The organism is Sphingosinicella sp. (genome assembly GCF_013911755.1).
Taxonomy (GTDB): domain Bacteria; phylum Pseudomonadota; class Alphaproteobacteria; order Sphingomonadales; family Sphingomonadaceae; genus Sphingosinicella.
Window position 1 is genome coordinate 36,319 of sequence record NZ_JACESP010000016.1, and the last position, 25,552, is coordinate 61,870.

At 63.2% G+C, this 25,552-nt stretch carries 29 protein-coding genes; 20 read left to right on the forward strand and 9 right to left on the reverse strand.

What is annotated here, in order from left to right; all coding sequences use genetic code 11:
• The 3 genes from H2052_RS11890 to H2052_RS11900 all read right to left on the reverse strand — a co-directional run bounded on the left by H2052_RS11890 (window position 1) and on the right by H2052_RS11900 (window position 4,209).
• Entirely contained in the window at window positions 1–2,556 is a 2,556-nt protein-coding gene (locus tag H2052_RS11890) for a TonB-dependent receptor (protein ID WP_293781894.1), read from the reverse strand.
• Window positions 2,557–2,644: 88 nt separating this feature from the next.
• The gene (locus tag H2052_RS11895; protein WP_293781896.1) at window positions 2,645–3,616 is read right to left on the reverse strand and encodes a FecR domain-containing protein; all 972 of its coding nucleotides are present in this window, start codon (window positions 3,614–3,616) and stop codon (window positions 2,645–2,647) included.
• A complete protein-coding gene (locus H2052_RS11900; protein WP_293781898.1) occupies window positions 3,616–4,209 on the reverse strand; it encodes an RNA polymerase sigma factor in 594 nt (197 codons plus the stop codon). Before H2052_RS11900 ends, H2052_RS11895 begins: the two co-directional genes overlap by 1 nt.
• A 359-nt stretch (window positions 4,210–4,568) precedes the next feature.
• On the opposite strand from H2052_RS11900, the gene H2052_RS11905 reads away from it, so the two are divergent.
• From H2052_RS11905 to H2052_RS11950, 10 genes are all read left to right on the forward strand, one after another.
• The gene (locus H2052_RS11905; protein ID WP_293781900.1) at window positions 4,569–5,003 is read left to right on the forward strand and encodes a MucR family transcriptional regulator; all 435 of its coding nucleotides are present in this window, start codon (window positions 4,569–4,571) and stop codon (window positions 5,001–5,003) included.
• Between the two features lie 513 nt (window positions 5,004–5,516).
• Window positions 5,517–5,690, forward strand: coding sequence for a hypothetical protein (locus H2052_RS11910; RefSeq protein ID WP_293781902.1), 174 nt, complete (start codon window positions 5,517–5,519; stop codon window positions 5,688–5,690).
• A 281-nt stretch (window positions 5,691–5,971) separates the two neighbouring features.
• Window positions 5,972–6,895, forward strand: a complete 924-nt coding sequence (locus tag H2052_RS11915) for a nucleotidyltransferase and HEPN domain-containing protein (RefSeq protein ID WP_293781904.1) — start codon at window positions 5,972–5,974, stop codon at window positions 6,893–6,895.
• Window positions 6,896–7,184: 289 nt separating this feature from the next.
• Complete coding sequence (locus tag H2052_RS11920; protein WP_293781906.1) at window positions 7,185–7,511, forward strand: helix-turn-helix transcriptional regulator; 327 nt, start codon at window positions 7,185–7,187, stop codon at window positions 7,509–7,511.
• Window positions 7,512–7,516: 5 nt separating this feature from the next.
• The gene (locus tag H2052_RS11925; protein ID WP_293781908.1) at window positions 7,517–8,239 is read left to right on the forward strand and encodes an ImmA/IrrE family metallo-endopeptidase; all 723 of its coding nucleotides are present in this window, start codon (window positions 7,517–7,519) and stop codon (window positions 8,237–8,239) included.
• Between the two features lie 106 nt (window positions 8,240–8,345).
• Window positions 8,346–8,579, forward strand: coding sequence for a DUF2188 domain-containing protein (locus H2052_RS11930; RefSeq protein ID WP_293781910.1), 234 nt, complete (start codon window positions 8,346–8,348; stop codon window positions 8,577–8,579).
• Between the two features lie 15 nt (window positions 8,580–8,594).
• A complete protein-coding gene (locus tag H2052_RS11935) occupies window positions 8,595–8,840 on the forward strand; it encodes a multiubiquitin domain-containing protein (protein ID WP_293781912.1) in 246 nt (81 codons plus the stop codon).
• Window positions 8,841–9,221, forward strand: a complete 381-nt coding sequence (locus H2052_RS11940; protein ID WP_293781914.1) for an E2/UBC family protein — start codon at window positions 8,841–8,843, stop codon at window positions 9,219–9,221.
• Window positions 9,218–10,639, forward strand: coding sequence for a ThiF family adenylyltransferase (locus H2052_RS11945; RefSeq protein ID WP_293781916.1), 1,422 nt, complete (start codon window positions 9,218–9,220; stop codon window positions 10,637–10,639). Before H2052_RS11940 ends, H2052_RS11945 begins: the two co-directional genes overlap by 4 nt.
• A 2-nt stretch (window positions 10,640–10,641) precedes the next feature.
• Window positions 10,642–11,025 carry a DUF6527 family protein gene (locus tag H2052_RS11950; RefSeq protein WP_293781918.1) on the forward strand — a complete coding sequence of 128 codons (384 nt, stop codon included), beginning with the start codon at window positions 10,642–10,644 and terminating at the stop codon, window positions 11,023–11,025.
• A gap of 236 nt (window positions 11,026–11,261) precedes the next feature.
• On the opposite strand, the gene H2052_RS11955 is transcribed toward H2052_RS11950, so the two are convergent.
• From H2052_RS11955 to H2052_RS11975, 5 genes are all read right to left on the reverse strand, one after another.
• Entirely contained in the window at window positions 11,262–11,681 is a 420-nt protein-coding gene (locus H2052_RS11955; RefSeq protein WP_293781920.1) for a type II toxin-antitoxin system VapC family toxin, read from the reverse strand.
• Complete coding sequence (locus H2052_RS11960) at window positions 11,678–11,923, reverse strand: hypothetical protein (protein ID WP_293781922.1); 246 nt, start codon at window positions 11,921–11,923, stop codon at window positions 11,678–11,680. Before H2052_RS11960 ends, H2052_RS11955 begins: the two co-directional genes overlap by 4 nt.
• Window positions 11,924–11,971: 48 nt before the next feature.
• Window positions 11,972–12,373, reverse strand: coding sequence for a MarR family transcriptional regulator (locus H2052_RS11965; protein ID WP_293781924.1), 402 nt, complete (start codon window positions 12,371–12,373; stop codon window positions 11,972–11,974).
• Between the two features lie 34 nt (window positions 12,374–12,407).
• Window positions 12,408–13,298, reverse strand: coding sequence for a phytanoyl-CoA dioxygenase family protein (locus H2052_RS11970; protein WP_293781926.1), 891 nt, complete (start codon window positions 13,296–13,298; stop codon window positions 12,408–12,410).
• 76 nt (window positions 13,299–13,374) lie between these two features.
• Window positions 13,375–14,127: an autoinducer binding domain-containing protein gene (locus tag H2052_RS11975; RefSeq protein ID WP_293781928.1), complete on the reverse strand. Its 753-nt coding sequence runs from the start codon at window positions 14,125–14,127 to the stop codon at window positions 13,375–13,377.
• Window positions 14,128–14,416: 289 nt separating this feature from the next.
• On the opposite strand from H2052_RS11975, the gene H2052_RS11980 reads away from it, so the two are divergent.
• The 5 genes from H2052_RS11980 to H2052_RS12000 all read left to right on the forward strand — a co-directional run bounded on the left by H2052_RS11980 (window position 14,417) and on the right by H2052_RS12000 (window position 18,207).
• Window positions 14,417–14,623 carry a DUF6499 domain-containing protein gene (locus H2052_RS11980; RefSeq protein WP_293781930.1) on the forward strand — a complete coding sequence of 69 codons (207 nt, stop codon included), beginning with the start codon at window positions 14,417–14,419 and terminating at the stop codon, window positions 14,621–14,623.
• Between the two features lie 22 nt (window positions 14,624–14,645).
• Window positions 14,646–15,197, forward strand: coding sequence for a DUF2285 domain-containing protein (locus H2052_RS11985; RefSeq protein WP_293781932.1), 552 nt, complete (start codon window positions 14,646–14,648; stop codon window positions 15,195–15,197).
• A 304-nt stretch (window positions 15,198–15,501) separates the two neighbouring features.
• Window positions 15,502–16,311 (forward strand): SDR family oxidoreductase, encoded by an 810-nt coding sequence (locus H2052_RS11990; protein WP_293781934.1) that lies wholly within the window; start codon window positions 15,502–15,504, stop codon window positions 16,309–16,311.
• Window positions 16,312–16,321: 10 nt separating this feature from the next.
• On the forward strand, window positions 16,322–17,689 hold the full coding sequence (locus H2052_RS11995; protein ID WP_293781936.1) for a Rieske 2Fe-2S domain-containing protein: 1,368 nt from the start codon (window positions 16,322–16,324) through the stop codon (window positions 17,687–17,689).
• Window positions 17,686–18,207: an aromatic-ring-hydroxylating dioxygenase subunit beta gene (locus H2052_RS12000; RefSeq protein ID WP_293781938.1), complete on the forward strand. Its 522-nt coding sequence runs from the start codon at window positions 17,686–17,688 to the stop codon at window positions 18,205–18,207. Before H2052_RS11995 ends, H2052_RS12000 begins: the two co-directional genes overlap by 4 nt.
• Window positions 18,208–18,239: 32 nt before the next feature.
• On the opposite strand, the gene H2052_RS12005 is transcribed toward H2052_RS12000, so the two are convergent.
• Window positions 18,240–19,163 (reverse strand): LysR family transcriptional regulator, encoded by a 924-nt coding sequence (locus H2052_RS12005; protein WP_293781940.1) that lies wholly within the window; start codon window positions 19,161–19,163, stop codon window positions 18,240–18,242.
• Between the two features lie 189 nt (window positions 19,164–19,352).
• On the opposite strand from H2052_RS12005, the gene H2052_RS12010 reads away from it, so the two are divergent.
• Genes H2052_RS12010 through H2052_RS12030 form a run of 5 tightly spaced genes read left to right on the forward strand, consistent with a single transcriptional unit; the run spans window position 19,353 to window position 25,546 of the window.
• Window positions 19,353–21,602, forward strand: coding sequence for a TonB-dependent receptor (locus H2052_RS12010; RefSeq protein WP_293781942.1), 2,250 nt, complete (start codon window positions 19,353–19,355; stop codon window positions 21,600–21,602).
• Window positions 21,603–21,626: 24 nt separating this feature from the next.
• Window positions 21,627–22,658, forward strand: coding sequence for a VOC family protein (locus H2052_RS12015; protein ID WP_293781944.1), 1,032 nt, complete (start codon window positions 21,627–21,629; stop codon window positions 22,656–22,658).
• The gene (locus tag H2052_RS12020; protein WP_293781946.1) at window positions 22,658–23,797 is read left to right on the forward strand and encodes an FAD-dependent monooxygenase; all 1,140 of its coding nucleotides are present in this window, start codon (window positions 22,658–22,660) and stop codon (window positions 23,795–23,797) included. The genes H2052_RS12015 and H2052_RS12020 overlap by 1 nt, the downstream gene beginning before the upstream one ends.
• A gap of 31 nt (window positions 23,798–23,828) precedes the next feature.
• On the forward strand, window positions 23,829–24,755 hold the full coding sequence (locus tag H2052_RS12025) for a 3-keto-5-aminohexanoate cleavage protein (protein ID WP_293781948.1): 927 nt from the start codon (window positions 23,829–23,831) through the stop codon (window positions 24,753–24,755).
• A gap of 2 nt (window positions 24,756–24,757) precedes the next feature.
• The gene (locus tag H2052_RS12030) at window positions 24,758–25,546 is read left to right on the forward strand and encodes a cyclase family protein (protein ID WP_293781950.1); all 789 of its coding nucleotides are present in this window, start codon (window positions 24,758–24,760) and stop codon (window positions 25,544–25,546) included.
• The last annotated feature ends 6 nt before the right edge of the window (window positions 25,547–25,552 follow it).

Genomic DNA, 25,552 nt, shown 5'->3' on the forward strand with positions numbered 1-25,552 from the left:
TCACCATTGCTTGCTGATTGCTAGGCTGACGAACCGGCCCACGGGCGATCCGTTGATCGAATCGTACGGGGCCTCGTAGACCTGCGTGGTGCCGAGCACGTCGGGCTTTTCATTGAGGATGTTGAGCGCGCCGAGCGTGATCGTCACGCCCGCGAACGGGCCGCTTTCGATCGCCTGACGCGCGGCGAGGTCGAGCGTCGTCGTCGGCGCGAGCCGGTCGACGTCGTCCGATCTTCGGTCCTTGAGCGCGCTTGCATGATTGAGGTTCGCGGTGAATGCGAACCCGTCCTGCCGCCAGCTGAGGCCGAGACGGCCCCGGACATGCGGCGGGTTGAAGATCGTGCCGGCGAGCGTGCGATCAGGTTGAAGGTCGCTCAGCCGCTGGTGCGTATCGATATAACTCCCGTTCGCGGTGAGATCGAGCGTGCCGCCGGCGAGTGCGAAGCTGTACGCTGCAAGCACGTCGACGCCCTCGGCGGTCTGCCGCGCCGCGTTGAAATTCGTGTTCCGGATGATCGCGACGACCGAGGCGGGGTCATAGGCCGCGCCTGTGTAATTGAAGAACGTGCTCGGATCGGAGGTCACCGCGGCCTTTTCGGCATCGGACGGGCTGAACGCGACGAACGCCGCGAACGCCGGATCGGAAAGCGCCCGTCCGGTGAACCCGATCGGTGCGACGATCCGGCCGTGATATCTCACGTTGAAATAGCTGATCTCGAGCCGTGCATCGGGCAGGGCGCGCGGTTCTATGACAAAAGCGGCGCTCCACGTTGTCGCGCGCTCGGGTGCAAGCGCGGGGTTGCCGCCCGAGACGAGGAGCGCGGTCGCGTCCGCCGGATAGGATGCGCCGCCGTAGCTCGCCGCATAGGCGAGCTGCGTGCTCTGCACGCTGTACTGCTGGTAGAGCGTCGGCGCGCGGAACGATTTTCCCCACGACGCCTTGATCGCGACGTCCGGCGTCGGCGCGTAAACGGCGCCGAGCTTGGGTGTCGTGACGCTGTCGATCCCCGGATAGCGCTCGTGCCGGAGCGCGGCGCTGAGCGTCAGACTGTCGACGAGCGGGATCGCCTGCGCGCGCCCGACGAGCGGCAGATTGAGTTCGCCGAACGCGAACCACGTGCCCTGGCGGACGTCGATGTCCTGCGCCGAGCCCACGGTCCGGAAGGCATGGAAGCCGTTTTCCCGGTAGCCGCCGCCGATTGCGGCTTTCACCTCGCCGCCCGGAAGCGTGAAGACCGGACCGTCGGCGCTGAGTTCGGCGGACCACGCATCATTGCAATAGCAGCCCTGCGTCGCGAAGCTGAGGCCGCCGAACGCCTCCTCGATCCCGTACCGCGTCCGGTCGCGTGCATAGACGCCGCTCAGCTCGGTTCGCCACCGGCCGGGAAGGTCGACCGACAGCGAGGGCGCGAGCGCGAACGAGCGGTTCCGCGCGGTGACGATGCCGCCGCTTGTCGCGGGATCTCCGGCGGTGTCGAACGCATAGCCGTTCTGCGACCGGCGGTTGTTGTAGAGGCCGTCGACCGCCAGCACGACGCCGTCTGCGAGCGTTTGGTGCGCGGTCAGCACGACGTTGCGGCGCGTCTGCCCGGGGTAAAGCGTCAGACCCGGCGCGCGCGTTGCCGCGTAGCCGCGCTGGCGCGCGAGGATCGCCGTGTCGCGCGCGTAATCGAAGGCGAGCATGACGCCGCCCGTGTTCCATACGTCGCCGCCGACAAGGCTGTACTGCTGCTGCACGTTGCCGCCGCCTGTTGAGGCGCCGAACCGCGCCGCCGTGTTCAGCCCTTTAAAATCGCGCTTCAGGAGGATGTTGGCGACCCCCGCGACGGCGTCCGATCCGTAAAGCGCCGAGGCGCCGTCGGCCACGATTTCGATACGGTCGAGCGCGGCAAGCGGGATCGCCGATACGTCGATCGCCTGGAAGGCGCCGTTGTAGGCGAGCCGGTGGCCATTCAGCAGCGTCAGCGTCGCGTCGCCGCCGAGACCGCGCAGGTTGATAGACGAGCCGCCGCCGAGGCTCGTGCCGCTGCGCTCGGGCACGTTGAGCCCCGCGCCCGGATTGAGCGAGCCCGGAAAATTCTGGGGAATGCTGCGCACGACGTCGCCGAGCGTGTTGAACCCCGCGTCGCGCATCTGCTGCTGCGTCTGCGCGATCGTCAGCGACGCGGTCTCCGTGCCGCGAATGCGCGTGCCCGTCACGGTGATCGTCTCGTCGTCCGCCGAAGCCGTCACCTGCGGGTCCGGCGGCGTGTCTCGCCCCGCAACGACGATGCCCGTGTCGGTGACCTCGGCGCTGAGCCCGGTGCCGCCGAGAAGGACGCCCAGCGCCTCGCGCGCCGTATATGTGCCGTGAAGCGGCGGTGCCTCGCGCCCCGTGAGCGCGGCGGCAGGCGCCGAGAATTCGAGGCCGTGCTTGCGGGCGACTGCGAGCAGCGACGCCTCGAGGCTTTGCCGCGGCAGGTCGTAACGCTCCGCGGGCGCGGCGGCGGCGGGCGCCGCGATCACGAGCTGGATGGCCGCGACGCCGGCCAGAAGATGCATTCGGGTGATGGTCATGTGTTTTGCCTCCCTGCGCCGCGAATTTCGTGCGGCTCGGGAGGCTAGACAGGCGCCCGCACCCGAAATTGCAGAAGGTGCGAAAAAATTATTCGCGGCGGAGGACGATCTCGTCGGGATCGCTGACGTCGACCGCGAGACCGAGCGCGCGCGCCAGCTGCCGCGCGGCGCGCTCGGTCTCGCGCACGTCGAATTCGGCGACGACGGGCGCGCGTCCGATCTCGGCGTCAGCGAGCACGATCGGGCGCAGTGCGTAGCGATTGGTCTCGGCGATGACGGCAGCGAGCGGCATGCCGCGGAAGGTGCGGCGTCCGCCCGCCCAGCCCGTGTCCGCGCCGCGCGTCATGTGCGGCGGCGCATCCGGCGGCGTGCCCGGCGCATACGTGATGCGCGTTCCCGCCGTGAGCCTGACCGCTGCGCGGTGGGCCGCGCGCGAGGGGCAGGGCTGCACGACGTCGACCGTCCCTTCGATGAGCACGACGTCGAGCGTGCACGGCGCCGTGCTCACCACGTCGAACAGCGTCCCGCGCGCGGTGACGCTGCCCCCGCCCGCAAGCACCACGAACGGCCGCGCGGCATCCGCGCTGACCGAAAAGCGCGCGCGGCCGCCGATGAGCGTCACGTGGCGCGTCTTTTCCGTGTAGGCGACGCGAAGCCGCGCCCCCTTGTCGAGCGTCACCACCGAGCGGTCGGCGAGCGCGGCGACGCGGATGCCGTTTTCGCGCGCGAGGTCGGTGACTTGGGGCGCGCGAAAATGCGCGGCGATCTGCCAGGCGGCAACGGCGACGGCGACAAGCCCGGCGCTCAGCATCGCCGCCGCCGCCATCCGGCGGCGCGGGGCCGCAGGGGCGAGGCGCGGCATGTCGAGCGTGCGTGCGGCGGTCGTCAGCCGGCCGAGCCTGGTTTCCATCCGTGCGTAGGCGGCGCGCCGCCGGGCATCCCCGGCAATCCAGGCTTCGAACGCCGGGCCATGTCTTGCAGGATCGTCGAGCATGCGCAGCGTCCATTGCCGCGCCTCGCGCTCGAGCTTCGAGAGCGGCCGTTTCGGGGGCTGCGGCATCAGTCGATGTCCACCGCGGCTTCGAGCTGGTCGAGGACGGCGAGGATGCGGCGGCGCACGGTCCATTCGCGCAGGCCCAGCCGTTTCGCGATGGCCTTGAACGTCATGCCGTCGATACGGTTCAAGAGGAAGATCTCGCGCGTTTCCGGGTCGAGAGCGCCCAGAAGCGCGGCGCACGCCGCAAGATCGCTTCGCGCGGCGAGGTCGTTCGCTGTGGTGTCGCCGGCGATGCGGGCGGCATCTTCGAGCGGCACCGAATGGCGTTCAATGCGCGTGCTGCTCCGCGCCGCCCAGTTGCGCGCGACGTTCGCGGCGATCGTCCGCAGATAGGCCTGCGGCGTGTCGATCGCGGTGCGCGACGCTGCGCGCAGGAAGCGGAGGAGAGTCTCCTGCGCAAGATCGTGCGCGTCTTCGGGGACGCGGACATTCCGCCGGAAATAGCCGATGAGCCACGGCTGCTGGGCGCGCAGCGCGTCGGCGAGCACGCGGTCGCGTCCGCGCGCGCCGCGCTCGGCGTCATCTGTCCGGGCGCTGTATCGCTCCCGACCCTGGAGGTCGGCAGTGATCGCGTCCGTGGGTCGGAGCAACGACATCGGGAAACGGCCCGCATGCCGGCATAGGTTCGAACCCCCCGGGAAATGACCGAGGGGAAACGGCTCTGCAGGAATGCGCCGACGTCAGGCATGGCGGGCCATGCTGGTTCCGTGTGGGCCACCCGTCGCGGGCGACGGGTGTGTATGATGCCTGGCAGGAAAATCCTGTGTCCGCTTGCCAGCGATATTACGGAGCACGCCCTAAAGATGGCGAGAACGGCAGCGGATGGCAAGAACAACGTGCCGCAGCGAATGTGGGAAGCGGCGCAGGCCCGGATTGAGAGTAGACATGAAGTGGTGTAGCCGGGGGGCAGCGCCGCGCAGGACTGCACGGCATCATGAACAGGAAGCCGATTTTCATGACAGAGCAGAACACCGCGCATCAGGATCTTCTGACGCTCACCGCCGAGATCGTCTCATCGCATGTCGCGAACAATGCGGTTGCGGTCTCCGATCTGCCGACCCTCATCGCGAACGTCTACGCATCGCTCGCGACGCTCGGCGGCGTTGTCGCGCCCGAGAAAGTTCAGCAGGAACCGGCCGTCTCGATCCGCGCGTCGGTGAAGCCCGACTTCATCGTTTGTCTCGAAGACGGCAAGAAGCTCAAGATGCTGAAGCGCCACCTGATGGTCCACTTCAACCTGACGCCGGACCAGTACCGCGCGAAGTGGGGGCTTCCGGCCGACTATCCCATGGTCGCTCCGAACTACGCGCTGCAGCGTCAGGAACTGGCGAAGAAGATCGGTCTTGGCACCAAGCGCACCGGATCAGGCCGGGGTAAGAAGAAGGCCTGAGGTCGCAGTCGCCGCCCCGCCGCACGCGGCGGCGCGGGGTTCATTCTGGTCTGATCGGCGGCATTGAACCGACCGGGCGTGATCAGCGATCGCGGCCGGCTGCGCGACGTGCGCCGAAGCCCATCTCGCCCCGCCTTCGGGCGGGGCGATGCTTTTTTGTATGGGCCTCGCGGTCGGGGCCGGGCGTCACGGGTTCTTGGGCGGGCCGCGCCGGCCTGCAACCCGCTGGCGCGGGTCTTCCTCTTCGTTGCAGCCCTTCGGGTGCACGCCGCCGCATGCGGCCCGCCGGATCCCGTTCCTGCCGCCCGCCCCCGCCCTTCCGGCCGGGGCCGCGGCTTTTGAAAGGGGAGCGGCGGTGGACGGGACGCGCGCGTCATCCGCGCCGGGGCGGGGTTGGAGCGGCGCCGGGCGCGGTTGGAGTGGCGCAGCGTGCTGGGGGGAACCGGTGGATGGGAAGGGCGCTGGCGCCGATGTGCGGGAGGAGGGTGCCGGGGGCACGCTGGGACGGGACCGGTGTGCCTCTGGAACCGCGCTGCGCGGGGATGCGGGTATGGGGCGCTCTTCGCGGGCGGCGCCGCCGCGCGGCAGGCGCGGCGATGGGGAGGGACGCCGATGCGCTGGGCATTCGCGAGGGGCATCGCCCGCGTCGTGCCGGGCGTCGCCGCCGAACTGCAGGCGCATCGATAGGGAGGGCGGCAGCCGCGTGATTGGGGGTAGGGCCTGCTCGCCGTGGCGAGCGTCGCCGCCGCGCGGCGGGCACGGCGATGGGGAGGGACGCCCATGCACTGGGCCGTCATGATGGGCAGGGGGCACTCGTCTCCGAGGCCGAAACCTGCTTGGGGAGCCGCGCGCGCAGCGCGCGCGAAGGCGGCGCATCCCTCTGATCAGGGGGTTGCCATTGTCATGCCGGTGGCAACAGCCTGTTCTTGCAGTGCAAAGTCATGTCTGAGTTGCTAGGAAGGTCTCATATGCGCACGAGCCTCGATCATCTTCCGCCCGCAAAGCAGCGCGAGCTCGAGCGTGTCGTCGAGATTCTGTTCGAGGAGTTCAATGACGTCCTCGTGCTCGCCCAGCACCAATGGAAGAAGAAAGGCCGCATCACCAAGGTCATTCTCTACGGCAGCTACGCACGCGGCGGCTGGGTCGACGAACCGCACACCGCCAAGGGCTACAAGTCAGACTTCGACCTGCTCGTCATCGTCAACGACAAGCGCCTCACCGACTATGTGACGTACTGGGCGAAGGCCGAGGAGCGCTTCCACCGTGAGTACGGCATCACCAAGTCGATCAAGACGCCGGTCAACTTCATCGTGCACACGCTGCAGGAGGTGAACGACGGCCTTGCCCATGGCCGCTACTTCTTCATGGACGTCGCGAAGGATGGCATCGCGCTCTACCAGAGCGACGACAGCGTGCTCCATACGCCGAAGCCGAAGACGCCGGGTCAGGCGCTCGCCATGGCCAAGGAGTACTTCGATGAGTGGTTTCCTTCAGGTGCAGGAAGGTTGGATACTGCTCGCTACGTTCAAAAGGAGGGGCGCCTGAAAGAAGCGGCGTTCAATCTTCATCAGTCAACCGAAATGCTCTACCACTGCGTGCTTCTGGTTTGCACGTTCTATACCCCGCACGTTCACAATCTCGGCTTTCTGCGCTCGCAGGCCAACCTCATCGACCGTCGACTGATCTACGTCTGGCCCGAGGATAACCGCAAGCAGCGCGCGATGTTCGAGAAGCTGAAAGAGGCCTACGTCAAGGCGCGCTACTCGAAGCATTACCGCATCAGTGCCGAGGAACTCGCGTGGCTCGGGGAGCAGGTCGAGGAACTCGGCCGCGTCGTGCACGCCGTGTGCAGCGAGAGGATTGCTGAACTCGAAGCTGCCGCGAAGGGCTGAAAGCCCCGCATCAGGCAGGAAACACCAAAACGGGCATTGGCGCGGCCTTCCTTTATGTCGATAGCCGCCGACTTTGCAGTCGTTAGCGAGTCAATCACGTCATTACGAAAGCTGCCATTCGTTCAGGCAGGCCATTGGGGTTAAGGCCGAAAAGATGGAACATCGGCTCGGAGTGCATCGCGCGCCAGAGCGCGGGCCGAAGGCAATGCCAGCAATCTACCAAAAATCTTGACCTGCATCGGGCTCGCGAGTACGCTAATTAGCGAATGAGCGTATTTTCAAGGATACCATGACAGAAGCAGATCAAACATTTGGCCGCGCCATCAGCCAGGCGCGCAAGGCTCTCGGGATGAGCCAGAAGGAACTTGCATCTAAAATTCTTCGCGAGGATGACGAACCGATTTCTCCTCAATATCTGAACGACATCGAACATGACCGCCGGAGTCCTTCATCCGACAGGATGGTTCAGCAATTCGCCGACGTTCTCAACATCAAGACCGATTGGCTCTATTATCTCGCAGGGAGATTTCCTGCTGACGTTCGCCAGAATAAGCTGTCGGAGACACAGTTCACGACAGCTATGTTGGCGTTTCGCGCACCTCCTAAGAAGAGGTAGGCATTATGGTGAGGTACGTTCGAGACACGACAGGACGCTTCTCGCAGAGACCTCACTACAAGCCCGAGGAACTGGATCGCGAATGCGAGACGATCATTAGCCAGTTCCTGCGAGACAAGTATGGGAAGGTCGAATTCCCGGTTTCCACTGATGACCTGACCTTGCTGATCGAAAGGGACATCGAGGATTTCGACCCCTACGCTGACCTCTCGATATATGGCCACGACGTTGAAGGCGTCACCGAATTTCGTGTCGGCAAAAAGCCAAACGTGAAGATCGCCGAGGCTCTTTCAAACGATGAGCGCCGTGAGAACCGGCTTCGGACAACGCTGACCCACGAATATGGTCACGTCCGGTTTCATGCCTATCTGTGGGAGATGGAGCCGCCAGGTCCGGACTTGCTTCGGCAGCGACCGAACGCCGACAAGCAGATTTGCAAGCGCGATGGAATTCTGGACGCTTCGCAAACCGATTGGATGGAGTGGCAGGCAGGCTATTGCTGCGGTGCACTGCTGATGCCCCTCTCCCATGTCCGCCAGATCGTGACGGCATATCAGGAAACCAACGGCCTTTTCGGTGCTATTGGCACCGGAGGTGTGCACGGTCAGGCGCTTATTCAGAAGGTACAACAGCATTTCCAGGTCTCGGCGGACGCGGCGCGAATCCGGCTGCTGAAGCTGAACGTACTCGGCGCCGTCGACGCTGGCCCCTCGCTCTTTAGCATATAACCCACTGATTTTTGGTCTTTAAAATCTCGTTGCGAAATCCCGCGAAGTAAAGTACGCTAATTAGCGGATTTGCGGAACAGCGGATCGGCATCGAAAAGGACGCGTTATGAGCAAAGGACCAAAGACACATCACGTGGTGCCCAACCCGAGCGGCGGTTGGGATGTGAAACGCGGCGGCGGCAGCCGGGCGAGCAGCCATCACGATACGAAGCAGGAGGCCATCGGCCGGGGGCGGGAAATCAGCCGCAATCAGTCGACCGAACTGCGCATTCACAACCGGGATGGTCGCATCGCCAGCAGCGACAGCCACGGCAACGACCCTCACCCGCCTAAAGGCTAACGAAAGGAAATCAAAATGGCAGACAAACCGAACAGGCCCGACCACATTTTCATCGACCGCAAGAAGTACGACTGGGACAAGGACACGATCACGGGCCTCCAGATCAAAAACCTCGCCGGCGTGGACGTGGCCAAATACAACGTCTGGCAGGATGTCCCGGGACCGGAGGACCTGCCGATCGCAGATAACCAGTCGGTCGACCTGACCGCGCCCGGTGTCGAGAAATTCTTCACGGGCAAGAAAATTTCCACGGAGGGCTAGATGAGCTTTCTACCGCCGGAGGACTTGGACTACCTCAAAGCCAAGCAAATCGTCTTCGAGGAATGCGTGGACGGGAAGAAGAAGGGCGTCATCATCCGTAGCTGGCTCCTGCCGGATGGGATGTACGATGCTGATCGGGTCGATGTCCTGATCCTCATTCCCAACGGATATCCCGACGTCAAGCCAGACATGTTCCACCTGATTCCTTGGGTGAAACTAACCAATGGCAACAGATATCCGAAAGCAGCGGATCAAGCGGTGAGTTTCAACGGCGGGAATTGGCAGCGCTGGTCGCGCCACTGCGACGATTGGCGTCCTGGCATCGACGGTATCTGGACCATGCTCAAGCGGGTCGAGCACGCTCTGCTGGTGGCGGCATGACCCAGTACAGCGCCACGCTTCAGCAGCGACATCTTGAGCGGCTCAAAGCCCTGCTGCTTCGGGACGATGGCAAGGAGCGCGCGGCGTACGTGTTTTTTAGCTCCGCTGATATTCAGCGGGACCCGTGGGACCGCGAATCCCACGAGAAATTTTTGTCGGCCAACGTCCGAGAAATTCCGTTCGAAGATATCGTGAGCGCAGACAGCATCCATGTGAGCTGGCTGACGGACTCCTACGTGAAAGCCCTGCGCGATGCCGAAGCGAACAACCATACCGTGGCCATCGTCCACTCTCACCCCAAAGGATTCCCGGCGTTTTCGCAGCAGGACGATGAAAACGAACAGGACCTTGCTCAGCTCGCCGTCAACCGGAATGGTCCTGGTACGAAGCTCATCAGCTTGGTCCTTGCGGATGAGAACGAACTCTTTGGGCGCGTGTGGCTGGAACCTTCGAAACGAGGATGGGAAAAGCTGCGGATGATCAAGGTGTGGGGGAACGACCTGCACTTCTGGTTTTCCGGCAGCGAGGCGGTGCAAAGCTCCAAGATTTTGACTCGGCAGGCCCTGGCATTCGGAAACGCGCTCAATGGCGATCTGAAGCGCATGCGGATCGGGGTTGTCGGATGCGGCGGCACGGGCAGTGCCCTCGCCATGTTACTCGCGAGGCTCGGCGTCGGGCAGATCGCGTTGTTTGACAACGACATCGTCGAGACCAGCAATCTGAACCGCCTGCATGGTGCTTCACAGTGTGACGCGGATGCGATGAAGCCCAAGGTGAGGGTGGTTGCCGACCATATCGCACAGATGGGGCTAGGCGTAAGAGCGGTGCCATTTGAAGGCTGGGTCGGCGACAAGACCAACCGCGACGCTCTCCGCGCGTGCGATGCCATCTTCGGCTGTACCGACGACCACGAGGGGCGGATGTTTCTGAGCCGGTTCGCCTACTACTATCTTGTTCCCGTGATGGATATGGGCCTTGCGATCGATGTTTCTGACAGCGATCCGCCCGAGATCGAGTCCATGGATGGGCGGGTAACGGTTTTGGGGCCGGAAAACCCGTGTCTGGTTTGTGCTGGGCTGGTGGACCCTGAGATCGCGCGGGCTGAGGCGCTGAAGCGCGAGCATCCTGACGAATACGAAAAGCTGAAGCGAGAGGCTTACGTTCTCGGAGAGGGCAATTCGGCGCCTGCGGTTGTGACCTTCACAACGGAAGTCGCCTGCATGGCGGTCAATGAGCTCATCCAACGCATGACTGGATTCCGGGCCGTGGAAGGAAGCGCAGCAAACCGGGTGCGCAAATTCCACCTCTGCGAAGATCGTCGCCCCGGCTATCGCCCGCGGACGGGCTGTCGCATTTGCGACGATGACGGTTTGTGGGGCCGCGGCGATGTGGACCCGTTCATCGGTCGGGTGAGCTGAGCATGCAGGCCACCATCGAGCTAATCCGGCGCTTGCTCATATTCCTCGGCCTTATCCGCAGGCCCGACTTTCTCGTTCGTCTCGTCGATGAACATCCCGTCGATGACGAAATCCTCGATGGGATCATCTACGTGGTGGGTGGGAAGGGTTACGTGAAATGGGCGTACTTCCGCTGCCCTGCAGATCGTACCGAGATCATTCAGTTGTCGCTGATGCAGAAACATCGCCCCTGTTGGCGGGTCCGCTGGGATTGGCTCCGGCGAGCAACCATAAATCCATCGGTTCGACAGACAGCTGGTTCATTCGCGCATTTTTGGGTCCGGAGTGGAGTTGTTCATGTTTGCGCCGACAGCGGCATCCCGTTGTCCAATCGTTGGGACGCCTGAAGTGAACCGAGTTGGCTTGGCGCCGATTGACCGATTTTTTGGGCGCGAAGCTATCGCCAGGATCCAATTACCCGAACGTCCACTTTACGCTTCCCTTGTCCGAAAGCAGACTTTCCGGATCGTCCGCCAGCCCAGTCATTCAGGATGCTACTGGCGTCTCTTGGCGAATGGCGGCTTCGGTTCGAGCAATCTGGAGCGGGCGTGACCGAAGCTGGAGGCGCTGAGCTTGCGCGGTATCATTCCTCCCACGGATCATGGACCGTGATGCCGCAGCCTTCGAAATCGCGAACGTTGCGCGTTGCGAGTGCTGCGCCACGTGAGCGCGCAATGGCCGCGATCTGGCAGTCGATCTGGCTGACGGGGCGACCGGCAGCGCGTCTCTCCGCAGCGATGAGAGCGAAGAAGTGCGCCGAGTCCGTGTCGAATGGAAGCACGCGGCCCGCCATGTCGGTTTCGAAGAGGTAGTCGGCGGCTTCCATCAGCGCGGTGCGGCGTTTGCCATCGGCAAGCAGGCGTAACCCGTAGAATATTTCCGCCTGCGTCAATGTTGTCGTGAACAGACTCGTGTTCGGATGCCGGCCGAGCCAGGTGACGACGGTCGGATGCGGCTCGGCACGCATCAGTTCGGAAATCACGTTCGTGTCGAGGACGATCATTCGAAGTGTGTCGGCTCCCGGGCCGCGTCGCGCTTAACCTCCGGCAGGTCCACGCCGCCGAGCGCCTTGAACCGCTTGCTGATGCTGCGCGCGAGGTCACGCGTCGGCGGCAGTTCGCTCGACAGCGCGGAGCGCAGGATATCGCGGGCTTCGTCCTCCATCGAGCGGCCATGCATGGCCGCGCGTACGCGAAGCCGTGCCTTTATCGTCTCATCGATGTTGCGGATGGTCATGACGGCCATAGCGCGTCTCCATTAGTCAATGACTGCATTATAATCATTGAATGCGATTTATGCAACATCGGGAGCATCGGCTTCGCGCGTGGGAAGCCTTTGAACGAGCCGGTCCATGACCGCATTCATGGACGAGCGCGTCGAATCGGACAAACCGACGTCCGTGCGCCGACGGTCGCGGCGGTCGCGGCGGCGCTCAATGATCCCGCGCGCGAGCAGGCGCTGAGTTCTGCGGAAGGCATTTGTCGTCGGGATATCGGTGACCGCCCAGAGCGCCGACAGGCTGACGATCGCGCCTGCGTGCTCTGCCTCATAAAGATCAAGCAGCATCGCCCACTCGGGGCTGTAGGGCGTCTTAAGGTTGATTTCTGCGTTCACGGTGCGCTGCTCCGCGATCAGGAACCGGCACATCATATGCCGGCGCACTGCGGCAGGATCCGTAACGGTCCTTGCGATCATGCCGTCGTCGTCACCGAGACTGGACGCGCGCGGCTCACGACGAAGCGCCGCCCGCGGTTTCCGCGCGGAAGTGCCTGATCGCGTCCTCCTGCGCCGGCAACAGCGCGTCGATGGCGCCCTGCGGGCCTGCCAGCAACGTCGAAGGACAGCGGCCCTCGAAGGTGCCGAGGTTGGGCCGGTGCGCGCGGTACCCGGTGAGCGCGGCTACATCGCGGGGGAAATCGTTCGCGACGATGGGAGGGTAGGCGAGCCACGGGAGCTCGTAGGGCTTGAGCCAGCCGAGGCAGTAGCTGACGATCATCCCGCGGCGCGAGAGCTCCGACATGTTCGCGCCGCCTGCGTGCAGCGTCGAGCCGAGGAAGACGAGCGCGTCGCCGGGCACCATCTCCACCGCGATTGGTTGCCGCTCGCTGTCATCGCCGTCGCGCCTGTGGCTGCCCGGCCAGACGATCGTTGCACCGTTCTGCCCGGTGTACGGCGTGAACGGCCACATGACGTTGATCAGATATTCGGCGCCCGCCTGGCGCAGCGGCCACATCTCCTCGTCGCGGTGAGGGGGCTGCATCTCCGCGCCGGGGAGGAGTTCGATCGCCTGCGTGAGGTTGAGCTGGATATGATCGCAGTGGGCGCCGAGCACGACCTCGGCCATTTCGAGGATGACGGGGTGCGCGACAAAGGCTGCGACTTTCGGGCTGCGCCGGAGAAGGCCGTGGAAACGCTTGGATCCAGAGCCGTAGAATGCGCCACTCGATCGGGGCGTCCGCGCGAACGCGTCCGCGAGGTCATCGGACAACGCGGCAACCGCATCCGGTGTCATCGCGCCCGGTATCACGCAATAGCCGTGCTCAAGGAGCAGCGCGGTTTCCCGCGCGGCGATTTTCGCCTGCTGCGTCCCGGAGGCTTGCGTTTGATGGGATAGTCCCATGCAAAGTCTCCTGCTGATCGGCAGGGGCTTTGCATGGAACGCACCGACGCCATACCCTCCAGGTAGGGGGTTGCCTTCAGCGGCGAAGCAGGTCGGCGAAGGTCACCTGACCATTGAAAAGCGCGCGCACGATGAGCTGGGTGCGCTGCGCGTTGCCGTAGGCGCGGCGCAGCCTTTCGACATGTTCGTGGGCGGTTGCGCGCGAGACGTGCATCACCGTTGCGATCTCGCTGTCGGTCTTCGAGCGCCCCACCCAGATCAAAGCTTCGTGCATGCGCGGCGTAAGATAGGGTGGGGGCGGCGGCGAGCGGCCATCGCGTTTCAGCATCAGCATACGCGCCGACTCAAAGGCAAGGAGGCCACCCAGCTGTGCAAGGTAGAGCGCGTTCGGCCGCAGATCGTCGAGCGCGGCCGCGCCGAAGGAGCAGCCGCCATAGTATTCGCCGGGGACATGGACGGGAATGGAGACGCCCGCGCGCAGCCCATAAGTCGCGGCCTCCTTCAGAATGCGATCCTGGCGCTCGGTGAGCACAAGCGAGGCGATGGCGTCATGCCAGAGAAACCCCGCGACGCGGCGCATGCTCGCGGCATGGATCGGATCGTCCGGCAGGTAGTTCTGTTCGGCAACGCGTTCGACCCACTCCGGATTGTAGCTCGTCAGGCGGATCGCATCGGTAGGCGGTCGCGACAGATCGATATTGTGGCCGAGCGCGAACTGTTTGAAGCCAAGCTCACGTGTCAGGTCGTCAAGGATAGAAAAAAGATCGCCCTCGCTTGCAACGGAAGAAAAGCGCCGTACAAACGCGCCAAAATCAAAAGCAGACATCATTTCGAACACTCCCGGTTGTTTACAGCGCGACCATCGGGTCCGGTTCGAGCGTCTTGAAGTGACGCTGCCTTGTCTTGTCAGACTATCACAATGATCTGACCTCCAAAACGCGAATCATCGACTTTTTTGAGTTCTCCCCCGAGCGGCCGTCATTGACGACAGTGTCGTCGATCCTCTGCCAAGGGGATTTGCCGGCGCCAATCATCGGTCCATTGCTGCCTTTCGAAACGGAATTGCAACAAACGTGCACGCGCAGGGCGCCCATGCACACGCCTTCCGCGAGGTGACCATGAATACCGAATTCCATATCGCGCCGTTCGATACGTCGGCGCTGGCCTGGGAGTTTCTTCGGCGCAATCCGGCATACAGGGCCTCGGTTCCGGCGGCGCGGGTCGCCCCGGCAGCGCGCGGTCCCCATGCGCTGACCATCCTCACCCCGGAAGCCTCCGACGCCGCGGCGCGTGTCTGGGGGCTGCACTTTCGCCGAGCACCCTGAAACCCCGGCGGCCGATGCCCGGTTGTTCTGGACAGCCGAGTGCGATCCGTTCGTGCTGGCAGCCGAGCCGCACGAGGCGGGGGGCGGCTTCAGGATCGACATTTCGAAACTTCCGCTTCGGACCTCCGTCCTGCAGAAGCCGGGGCAGGCGCATGTCGTGTTTCTGAGCGAAGGCCGGCGGGTGGCCATCGATCTTTCCGGTCATGCCCTGGACCTGGGCATGACGGGTCTCAGGTTCACTGTCGATCTTGGAACGATCGGACCCCAGTCGCTTGCGCTCCGGCGATGCAAGATGATGCTTGAGAGGCGCAGATCCGCCCTTTGGCCTCCGGTGAGAGGTGCAGCGCGCGTCGCGGCCATGCTGGCTGTGCTTGATGCCCGCGCGGCGGGGGCGAGCCTGAGGGAAGCGGGCGAATTGGTTTTCGGCTGTGCAACCGTCAGGGCCGCCTGGAACAGTAGGTCTGATTTTATGAAGAGCCGACTGCGGAGGCTTGCGCATGACGCGCAGCGCATGACGGCCGGTGGATATAGGCGCCTGCTCGCGAGCCCCGCCATCGGGAAGCCTGGCGCCTGAAATGCCTATAGCCCTTCTGCATGGGCCGTGAGGCGGGCGAGGGGGAATTGCGTATCCTGCCTTAAGAGCGCGTGCCCCTGATCTGCCGTTGCAGGCTCGCCCGATCTACACGGCCGCAGCCACGTGTGCTTGCCTCATCTGGCGGCGACCATGGCTGGCAAGGTCGACAGTCAGGAAATGGTCAAACATGGACCTAATCAGCCACAAATGCGATTTGTGATAGACAATCACCGAAGTGATTTGTTCGGTTCGCAGCTCCCTCCTATTGCTGACCATAACAAGAAATACGGGAGAGGAATGCAGAATGGCTGGCTTATCGGGCTCTGTGATCGCGCTGACCGGCGGAGGCTCCGGCCTCGGTCTCGGGCTAGCGCAATATTTCCGCGAGCAGGGCGCAAAGCTTGCGCTGTTCGATATCTCGGCGGAAAAGGTGGATGCGCTCCGCAACGCCTTTGGTGACGAGATTCTCGCGATGCAGGGCGATGTCCGCGATGTCGCCGCGCTGACCGCGTTTCGCGATGCCACTGTCGCGAAGTTCGGCGGGGTCGATTGCCTCGTAGGTGCACAGGGCATTTTCGACGGCAATCGCCCGATATCCGAGTTGCCGGTCGACAAGCTCTCCGACGCGTTTGCCGAGGTCATGAGCATCAATGTCCTTGGCTATATACTGTCGGCGACGCTGTTCCGGGAAGAACTGGCGAAGCGGCAGGGATCGATCGTCCTGACGGCATCGTCGAACGCCTCCTATTGTGCGGACGGGGGCGGACTGCTCTACACAGCCTCGAAACATGCAGTGCTCGGCGTCGTGCGCCAGCTCGCCTTCGAGTTCGCGCCCGACATTCGCGTCAATGCGGTCTCGCCGTGCGGGATCGCCAACAGCGATCTCCGCGGCCCGGGGGCACTTGGCCTCGACGGGGAAAGTCAGAACGACATCCCCAAGGACATGTTCATGGGCATGATCCGAAAGGTCACTTTGCTCGACCATCTGCCGAGCGGGTATGAATATGGCCCAGCCTATGCCCTTCTTGGGGACCCGGGGCAGCGCGTCCTGACGGGCGAGATCATCATGGCCGACCAGGGGCTCGCCAACCGCCCCATTATCTCGGCAGGCTGAGGAGGCCATCATGGTATTACATGCAGCGCCCAGCCGCCCCGCTCCCCGCCAGAATGTCGGCGTGCTCCTCGACCGCGTCGACGCGCAGATCGCGAATGGCCTCGTACCGGTCGAAATTTTTGCCGACGCGGACATCTTCGATCTCGAGATGGAACGCATCTTTGCCAAGAGCTGGGTGTTCATCGGCTTCGAGTCCGAAATTCCCGACCCCGGCGATTTCATGCAGCGCAAGATCGGCCGCGATTCCGTCATCGTGACGCGCGACGGCAAGGGCGAAATCCATGTCCTCGCAAATTTCTGCCGTCACCGTGGCACCAAGCTCTGCCAGACCGATGTCGGCAACCAGAGCCATTTTCGTTGTCCCTATCATGGCTGGGTTTTCAAGAATAACGGCGACTGGATCGGCGCGCCAGACAAGAACAAAGCCTATAAAGGGCTCGACACCAAGGAATGGGGACTGCTGAAGGCACCGCACGTCGATAGCATCTACGGCATGATTTTCGCGTCGCTCGCCCCCGATGCACCAACGCTACTGGAGTATCTCGGTCCAGCCGCGTGGATGATGAAGGGGCTGATGGATCTCCACCCCGACGGCATGAGCGCAATGGGGCCGCCCGACCGCTACAAGGTGCGCGGTGACTGGAAGACGGGCGCGGAGAATTTCGGCGGCGACATCTATCATGTCAGCGTCGCGCACGGGTCGGTCCAGACGATCGATCTCGCGCAGGGCTTCGACGTCCTCAACGATCATTCGACCCATTATGTGCTCGGCGGCGGGCACAGCTTCCTGGGGCATGATTTTGATACGATGTTCGGCGAGGCCGGGCATGTCTGGTATTATCCGCCCGACGTGCTCAGCCAGTTCGACCTGGAGCGGCTCGACCCGCTGCTGCAGGAGGTGGTGAAGAAGAATCCGCCGATCGTCGGTACGATCTTCCCTAACCTCAGCTTCATCCGTTTTTTCGGTCCGCCGTCGCCCGGGCAGCCCCCCGTCGTCTATACGTCGTGGCGACAGTGGCAGCCGTCAGGGCCCGGCGAGATGGAGCTCTGGAGCTGGCAGCTCAAGTGGAACTTCATGGACGAGGCGCAGGCGCAGGCGAGCTATGCCGCTGGCCAGTACGGGTTCAGTTCCGCAGGCATCTTCGAGCAGGACGACACTGTGGTGTGGGAAGGCGCGCCCGAGGCAGCGCGCAGCGTCTGGGCGCGCAAGGCCGGCGCTGCGTTCAACATGCAAATGGGCATGGAAGGTGTCGGCCAGCAGACGCGGGACGACAGCTGGGACGGACCGGGCGAGGCCTATCGTCCGGGACCGGGAGAGCCGAGCCAGCGCGCGTTCTACCGGCACTGGATCAACGAGATGAAAGGGGATCGTGCATGAGCATTACCCCGCCGTCGATCGCACCCGCGACCGAGCACGCGATCCGCCAGTTCCTCGGTTACGAAGCGCTGCTCCTCGACCAGAACCGGCTCGCGGATTGGGCGGCGCTGCTTGATCCCGCGATCATCTATGAAATCCCGATGCGGATCGTCGCGAAGGGCGGCGCAGACGATGAATTTCCGCCGGGCAGCTTCCGCGTTCGCGACGATCTCGCGATGATCCAGAAGCGGATCGAGCGGCATGGCACGGCGGAAAACTGGGCCGAGGATCCGCCATCGCGCACCGTGCGCAACGTCAGCTCGATCTTCATCGAGCCGACCGACGACGCGAAGGTATTCCGGGTGCACAGCGCGCTCACACTTTACCGCCAACGTGCGCTCGACCGCGCCTATGAGTGGATTCCAGCGCGCCGCTCCGATCTCATTCGCGTCGAGAGCGATGGCTGCCGGCTGGTGCGCCGGACGATCATTCTAGCCGAGACGATCCTCCAGACGCCGAACCTGGGAATCTTCCTTTAGCAAGCAGCCGACGGCTTGTTTGCCGCCTCCGGTTACATCGTCGCGCCCGCCTCGACGATCGATTGCACGAAGAATTTGTTCGCCGGATCATTAGCGCTGCGCCTGTGCCAGAAGATATTCTGCTCGAGCGGCGGCATGCCCAGCGGGCATTCGAGAATCTGCAGTCCGAGTGGCGGGGCGAGGGCATTCGCGAGCTTCCGCTGCGTCGTCGCAATCATCCGCGTTCCGGGTAGCACGGTGATCAGAGCGGAGAATGTCGGAACGGTCAGCACCACGTCGATGTCGAGGTCGGCCTGCTTCCACGCGCGCTCGACCAGGGTGGCTATGCCTTCGCCGAAGAAGACCGAATTGTGCGCAAGCCCGACGTAGGTCTCCAAGTCGAGACTCTCCCGGCCGGGTAGTAGGTCCTTATCGGCGACGCACACGAAATCGTCGGTAAACAATATTCGAGACTGGATGTCGCTCGACGAGCGGCGTTCGCCGTAGAGGCGCCAGTCGTTCGCGGTGATGCAATAGTCGATGCGCCCGCTGTCGATGAGATTGAAGCTTTCCTTGTTGAAGGGGCGCACATTCACGCGAAAACCGGGCGCCGCGACAGCAAGCTTGCGGATGATCCGCGGCAGGAAGATCGCGATCGAATAGTCGCTCATCGCTACCGAGAACTCGCGTACCTCGCGGAGCGGATCGAAATCGGGGCGTGTCTCGATCGCCATTCGCGCGGCGTAAAGCGCCTCGTGGACCGGCACGGCCAGCGAGCGTGCAAGCGGGGTCAGCTCAAGCTTGCGGCCAACACGTACCAGCAGTTCGTCGTCGAAATGCGACCGGAGCCGATTGAGCGCGCTGCTCGCCGCTTGCTGCGTGATAAACAGCCGTTCGCCGGCGCGCGTAACATTCTTCTCCTCGAGAAGGACGTCGAGCGCCTTGAGCAGGTTAAGGTCGAAGTGCGAAAAATTCATCACTCATCCCGATTCGATCGCGTTACGGTCGCGCATAGCTGGCCGAGGGAAATCAAATATCACGCGCACCCGAGCGAGTGGCACCCTACTACAAATCTCATTTGTGGTAATCAATGACCAAAGTGATTTGTCGCTCGCCCCTGGCGCTCCTACCCCACGTCCCAGAACAGAAGAACTGGGGAGAGGGTCATGACCATACACGAACGTTTTTGCGGGGTTGCCACCATCGCATTGGCCATTGGACTTGCTTCGCCCGCATTGGCGCAGGATGGCGGGGCTGTTGAAACACCGACAGCCGACGAAGCCGCGCTGCAGGGAGAGATCGTCGTCACCGCGCAGCGCCGCGCTGAATCCCTCCAGAAAATTCCGATTGCGGTGTCTGCCATTGGCGGTGATGCGCTGGCGACAAGGGCGTCGAGCGATTTGTCCGCGATCAGCTCGGCCGTTCCGGGGCTCAACGTGTCCGAGCAGGTCGGCCAGGCGCGTCTGACGCTGCGCGGGATCGGTGTCGACAATATTTCGGCGGGCGCTGAGAGCAGCGTCGCTTTCAACCAGGACGGCGTCTTCTTCTCGCGCTCGGCGGCCGCGCTCGCCTCCTTCTATGATATCGAGCGTGTCGAAGTACTGCGCGGTCCGCAAGGCACGCTTTATGGCCGCAATGCGACCGGTGGTTCGGTCAACATCCTGACCCGCAAGCCGACCTTCGACTTGAAGGGCGGGGTCTCGCTGACTGGCGGCAATTACGACACGATCAACGCTGAGGCCTATATATCGGGCGGGCTCAGCGACACCGTCGCGGTGCGTCTGTCGGGACAGATTCAGAATCATTCGGGCTATGGGACGAATATCGTCTCCGGTACCGATATCGACACCAAGCATTCGCAGGCGATCCGCGGCCAGATTCTTTTCGAGCCGAGCGATCGCCTCAGCATTCTCGTTGGTGCCGATTATTACCGGTCGGATGACCGGTCGAACAGCTACCGCTACTTCGGGCCTGCGGGCCTGACTGCGGCGGGCGACCCGGTTACGCCGACATCGCTGCTTCTCGGCGGTACCGCACCGGCAAGTCCGCGCGACATTGCGAGCGCGCGCGATCCCAAGTCCGACGCCGAATTCTGGGGTGTCCGCGCCGACATCAACTATGAGGTGAGCGACGAGGTGTCGCTGCGTTCGTTGATCACCTATCGGCGGAGCCAATATGTCAACCGAACCGACATCGACCCGCTGGGGCTCGACATCTTCCCGCTCACTAACGCCGAAGAGTCCGATCAATATACGCAGGAGTTCCAGCTCAACTGGGATACTGACCGCAACAAGCTGGTGATCGGCGTCTTCTATCTCAATGAAAAGATAGACGGTTTTCTGGCGGCGCCCTTCAACCTGCTCGCCGTCGGCGGACCCGATCTCTTCGTGCAGGGCTATTTTGCGGGCGGGCGCCTCAAGACCGAAGCCGCGGCCGCCTTCGCGCAGGACACGTTCAGCCTGACCGATACGCTGCGCCTGACGCTCGGTGCACGCTACAGCTGGGAGCGCAAGAGGGTCGCCGACCAGTCAGATTTCGATTTCGATCGTCTCTACTCGCCCGATAATCTGCCGCGCTTCCCGGTCCATGAAGAAGCGAAGTCGTTCAATTCCTTCACGCCGAAGGTCGGCCTCGACTTCGATCTCGGACCACGGACTTTGATCTATGCGTCCTTCTCGAAGGGCTTCAAGGCGGGAACGTTCAACCTCGGGGCTGCCGGGCCCGCCCTCGATCCCGAGAAGGTCGACGCCTACGAGATCGGCCTGAAGTCGACGCTCCTCGACGGGGCGCTCCGCGCCAATCTGTCGGGCTTCTATTACGATTATTCCGACCTTCAGGTCGGCCAAGTGCGCGGCCAGCTCCTCGTGCTCGAAAATGCCGCCACCGCCGAAATCTACGGCCTTGAAGGCGAGTTCACGCTCGAGCCGGTTCGCAACTTTACGGTGGGCTTGAACGCGAGCTACCTTCACGCGCGGTTCAAGAGCTACGTTACCGCTGACCAGGCGCGTCCCGCGGGCGACGGCACGACCGTCGACGGCAATGGCATCCCCGCATTCAACCTCGCTGGCAATGCACTGCCGCAAGCGCCCGATTATACAATCGACCTCTCGGCCGAATATATGTTCGAGCTCCCGAACGGCTCGCTCACGGTCCGCGGAGAGAGCTATTGGTCGGACCGCGTCTATTTCACCCCGTTCAATCGCGACGAGGTGTCGCAGCCGGCTTATAATTTGCAGAATGCCTATATCACCTACAAGTCCGAGGACGGCCTCAGGGTTACGGGCTTCATCCGCAATATCGGCAACAAGACGATCCGCTCGGCGGGACAGGTCGCGACCACGCTGGTCGGGTCGCCGGTCATCGGATTTGTGAAGCCGCCGCGGACCTACGGCGTCACGGTCGCTTTCGATTTCTGATTACCCGGTTGCTGGAGCGTCATGATGGTCAACGCCAATGAAGGGGCTAAGCCCGACATCTGGATCAACGGCATCGCTTCGCTGATCTATGGTGTCGAGGACGTCGGGGAAGCGGCCCGCTTCTTTTCCGATTTCGGGCTTCATGCCGAACGACGGAGCGATGCTTCGGTGCAGTTTCGCCTGCCCGACGGATCGACGGTCCTGATCCTGCACCAGGATGATCCCGCGCTCACCGCTACGACGATGATCGGCGCCGGCGTCCGCCGGATCGTCTGGGGGCTCGAGCGACAGGAGGACGTCGACGCGCTTGCTGCCGATTTGACTCGCGATTGTCCGCTTCGCCGTGCCGACGATGGGACCGTGGAGTTCGAGACCGATTTCGGCCTGGCGATGGGCCTCCGCGTCTTCGCAAAGCGCCCGGTCTTCGCCGCGACGTTGCCGTCCAATTGTCCGGGGAACATCCAGCGGATGAATGCGCCTCGGCGCTGGCGCGAGCGCGCCTACCCGAAAGCAATCAATCATGTCGTCCACGCGATCCCCGATTTCGAGCGCGGGACGGCTTTCCTCCGCGAGCGCCTCGGCTTTCGCCTGAGCGACGAACAGGTCGGCTTCGGTCGTTATCTTCGCGCCGGTGGCTGCACCGGCCATCACACGATGCTGCTGCTCAACGCCAATGCGCATCTGCCCGGGATGGACGGGCAGTTCCGCTTCCATCACGCCAATTTCGCGGTCGACGACGTTGACGAAATCATGACCGGCGCGAACCACATGGAGCGCAAGGGCTGGGCGCCGTCGCATCTGGGGCTCGGACGCCACCGCATCGATTCCGCGCTCTTCTACTATCTGCCCTGTCCCGCAGGCGGTGAGGCCGAATATGGGGCCGATGGCGACTGCGTCGATGATGCTTGGATACCGCGCCAGTGGCCCGCGCCGCTTTTCGCTTATGGCCATTGGGTCCACAATCTGCCCGATTTTCTCCGCGACCCAACGCCTTGGCGGATCAACTATTTCACAACCGAGGCGCCGCTTTCAGAAACCATGACGGACAGCCGCTGATGGCGGCGATCGGCAAAGCGCTCGTCGTCGGCGGCGGGATCGGCGGCCTCACCGCGGGCATCGCGCTGCGACAGGCAGGGATCGCGGTCGACCTCGTCGAAATCCAGCCCGAGTTCAGCGTCTATGGCGTCGGCATCATCCAGCCGAATAACGTCCTCCGCGCGCTCGACGCGATCGGGGTCGCCCGGCGCTGCTGTGAACTCGGCGCGGCATTTCCGGGCTGGCGGATTCACGATGCCCACGGCCGCCATCTCATGGACGCGCCGAACAGCACAAAAGCCGCGCCCGGTTTTCCGCCCAACAACGGAATTGGCCGCCGCGAACTGCAGCGCGCGCTTGGGGAAGCCGCCTATGCCGAAGGGGTCGCGATCCGGCTCGGAACGCGCGTGACGGAAATCGATCAGGATGGCGGCGGTGTCGATCTCAAATTCAGCGATGGAACCTCAGAGTTCTACGATCTGGTGATTGCGGCAGACGGCTCCTATTCAGACATGCGCCGCCGCCTGTTTCCCGAGGCGCCAGGGCATCGCTTCACCGGCCAGAGCGTGTGGCGCTACAATTTTCCACGGCCGCGCCATGTCGAGTGGGGCGAGATTCACGAAGGACCAAAGTCGAAGGTCGGGCTGACGCCGCTTCGCGACGACCTCATGTACATGTTCCTCGTCACGGCCGAACCGGGCAATCCGCGCATGCCCGAGGACCAGCTGGCGGAAATGATGCGCGCGCGGCTCGAAGGCTTCACGGGTTTCATTGCCGAGCTCGCGTCCCAGATCACGGAGAATGCAGGCGTGGTCTACAAGCCGATGGAGGTGCAGCTGCTCCCGGCCCCTTGGTTCAAAGGACGCATCGTCATCATCGGCGATGCGGCGCATGCCTCGACCCCGCATCTTGCGCAGGGTGCGGCGATGGCGATCGAGGACGCGGTCCTGCTCGCAACGCTGCTGAAGGGCGAGCGCTCCGTCGAAATCCTGCTCGAGGAGTTCATGGCGCGCCGTTTCGCGCGGGCGAAGTTCGTCGTGGATACGTCGATCCAGATCGGTGCGTGGGAGATGGAAAGTTGGCAGGGCATCGCCAATCCGGCCGCCCGGCCTGGCGAAAGTCTCTACGAAGCGAGCCTCGCGCTGCTGGAGGAATATTGATGTCGACATTCTGCCATAAGGAGCATTGCCGGTGAGAAAGGTCATCATCAGCTGCGCAATCACGGGATCCGCGCACACCCCGACGATGTCGGATGCGTTGCCGATCACGCCCGAGGCGATCGCCGAGCAATCGATTGCGGCGGCCAACGCGGGGGCTTCGATCCTGCATCTGCACGCCCGCATTCCCGAGGATGGGCGTCCGACAGGCGAACCCGATGTCTATGCGCGCTTCCTGCCGGTGATCCGTCAACGCACAGACGCGGTGATCAACATCACGACGGGAGGTTCGGCCATCATGCCGGTGGCGGAACGGCTCGCCGCGGCGGCTCGCTTCAAGCCCGAACTCTGTTCGCTGAACATGGGGTCGATTAACTTCGCATTTTTCCCGGCGGCGAAGCGCATCACTGACTGGAAATATGGGTGGGAGAAGGATTATATCGTCGGGTCGGACGACTATATCTTCCGCAACACGTTCCGGGATATCGAGACGATCCTCACGACGATGTCGGAGGCGGACACCAAGTTCGAGCATGAATGCTACGACATCGGTCACCTCTATAATCTAGCGCATTTTGTCGACCGTGGATTGGTGAAGCCTCCGTCCTTTGTGCAAATGATCTTCGGTGTGCTCGGCGGTATCGGCGCCGATCTCGAAAATCTTCAATATATGAAGGAAACCGCCGACCGGCTGTTCGGCCGAGGCAGCTATAACTGGTCGGTCCTCGCCGCCGGGCGGCACCAGATGCCGTTCCTGACGCAGGCCGCGCTGATGGGCGGGCATGTGCGGGTCGGGCTCGAGGACAGTCTCTTCATCGAGCGCGGCGTTCTCGCGGCTTCCAATGCCGAACAGGTCGAGAAGGCGGTGCGCATCCTTGGCGAAATGGGCCATGAGGTGGCAACGCCCGCCGAAGCGCGCGAAATCCTGGGGCTCAAGGGCGGCGACCGGGTGGAGTTCTGACCATGGCGCGCCGGATCGTCGACCTGTCGATCTGCCTGGAGAATGAGATCGTCTCGGACCCCGAGGTCTTTCGGCCGAAGATCCAGTACATCGATCACCGCGCATCGGTTCCGGATCTCGCCGCCTTCTTTCCCGGATTGCAGGCGGGCGATTTGCCCGACGGTGAGGCTTGGGCGATCGAGAAGGTCGAGCTCATCACCCACAATGGCACGCACCTCGACGCGCCCTATCATTTCGCGTCGACCATGGACGGGGGCGAGCGGGCGTGGACAATTGACGAGGTGCCGCTCGACTGGTGCTTCCAGCCCGGCGTCAAACTCGACTTCAGACATTTTCCCGACGGCTATATTGTGACTGCGGAGGATGTCGAGCAGGCGCTGGGCGCGATTGGCCATGAGCTTAGCCCATTGGAAATCGTCGTGATAAACACGGCGGCGGGCAAGCGCTATGGGCAGGACGATTATGTCACGGCTGGCTGTGGCATGGGATATGCGGCGACGATGTGTCTGCTCGAGCGCGGCGTCCGGCTGACCGGCACCGACGGCTGGAGCTGGGATGCGCCCTTCGTCCACACGCGCGAGAAATATCTCGAATCCGGCGACGCCGGCCTCATCTGGGAGGGGCATAAGGCGGGAAGGGATATCGGATATTGCCATCTCGAGAAGCTCCACAATCTCGAAGCGCTGCCGCCTACTGGCTTTTCGATCGCTTGCTTCCCGATGAAAATCCGTGCGGCGAGTGCGGGTTGGACGCGCGCGGTCGCCATTTTCGAGGATCATGACAATGTATGAGCCATT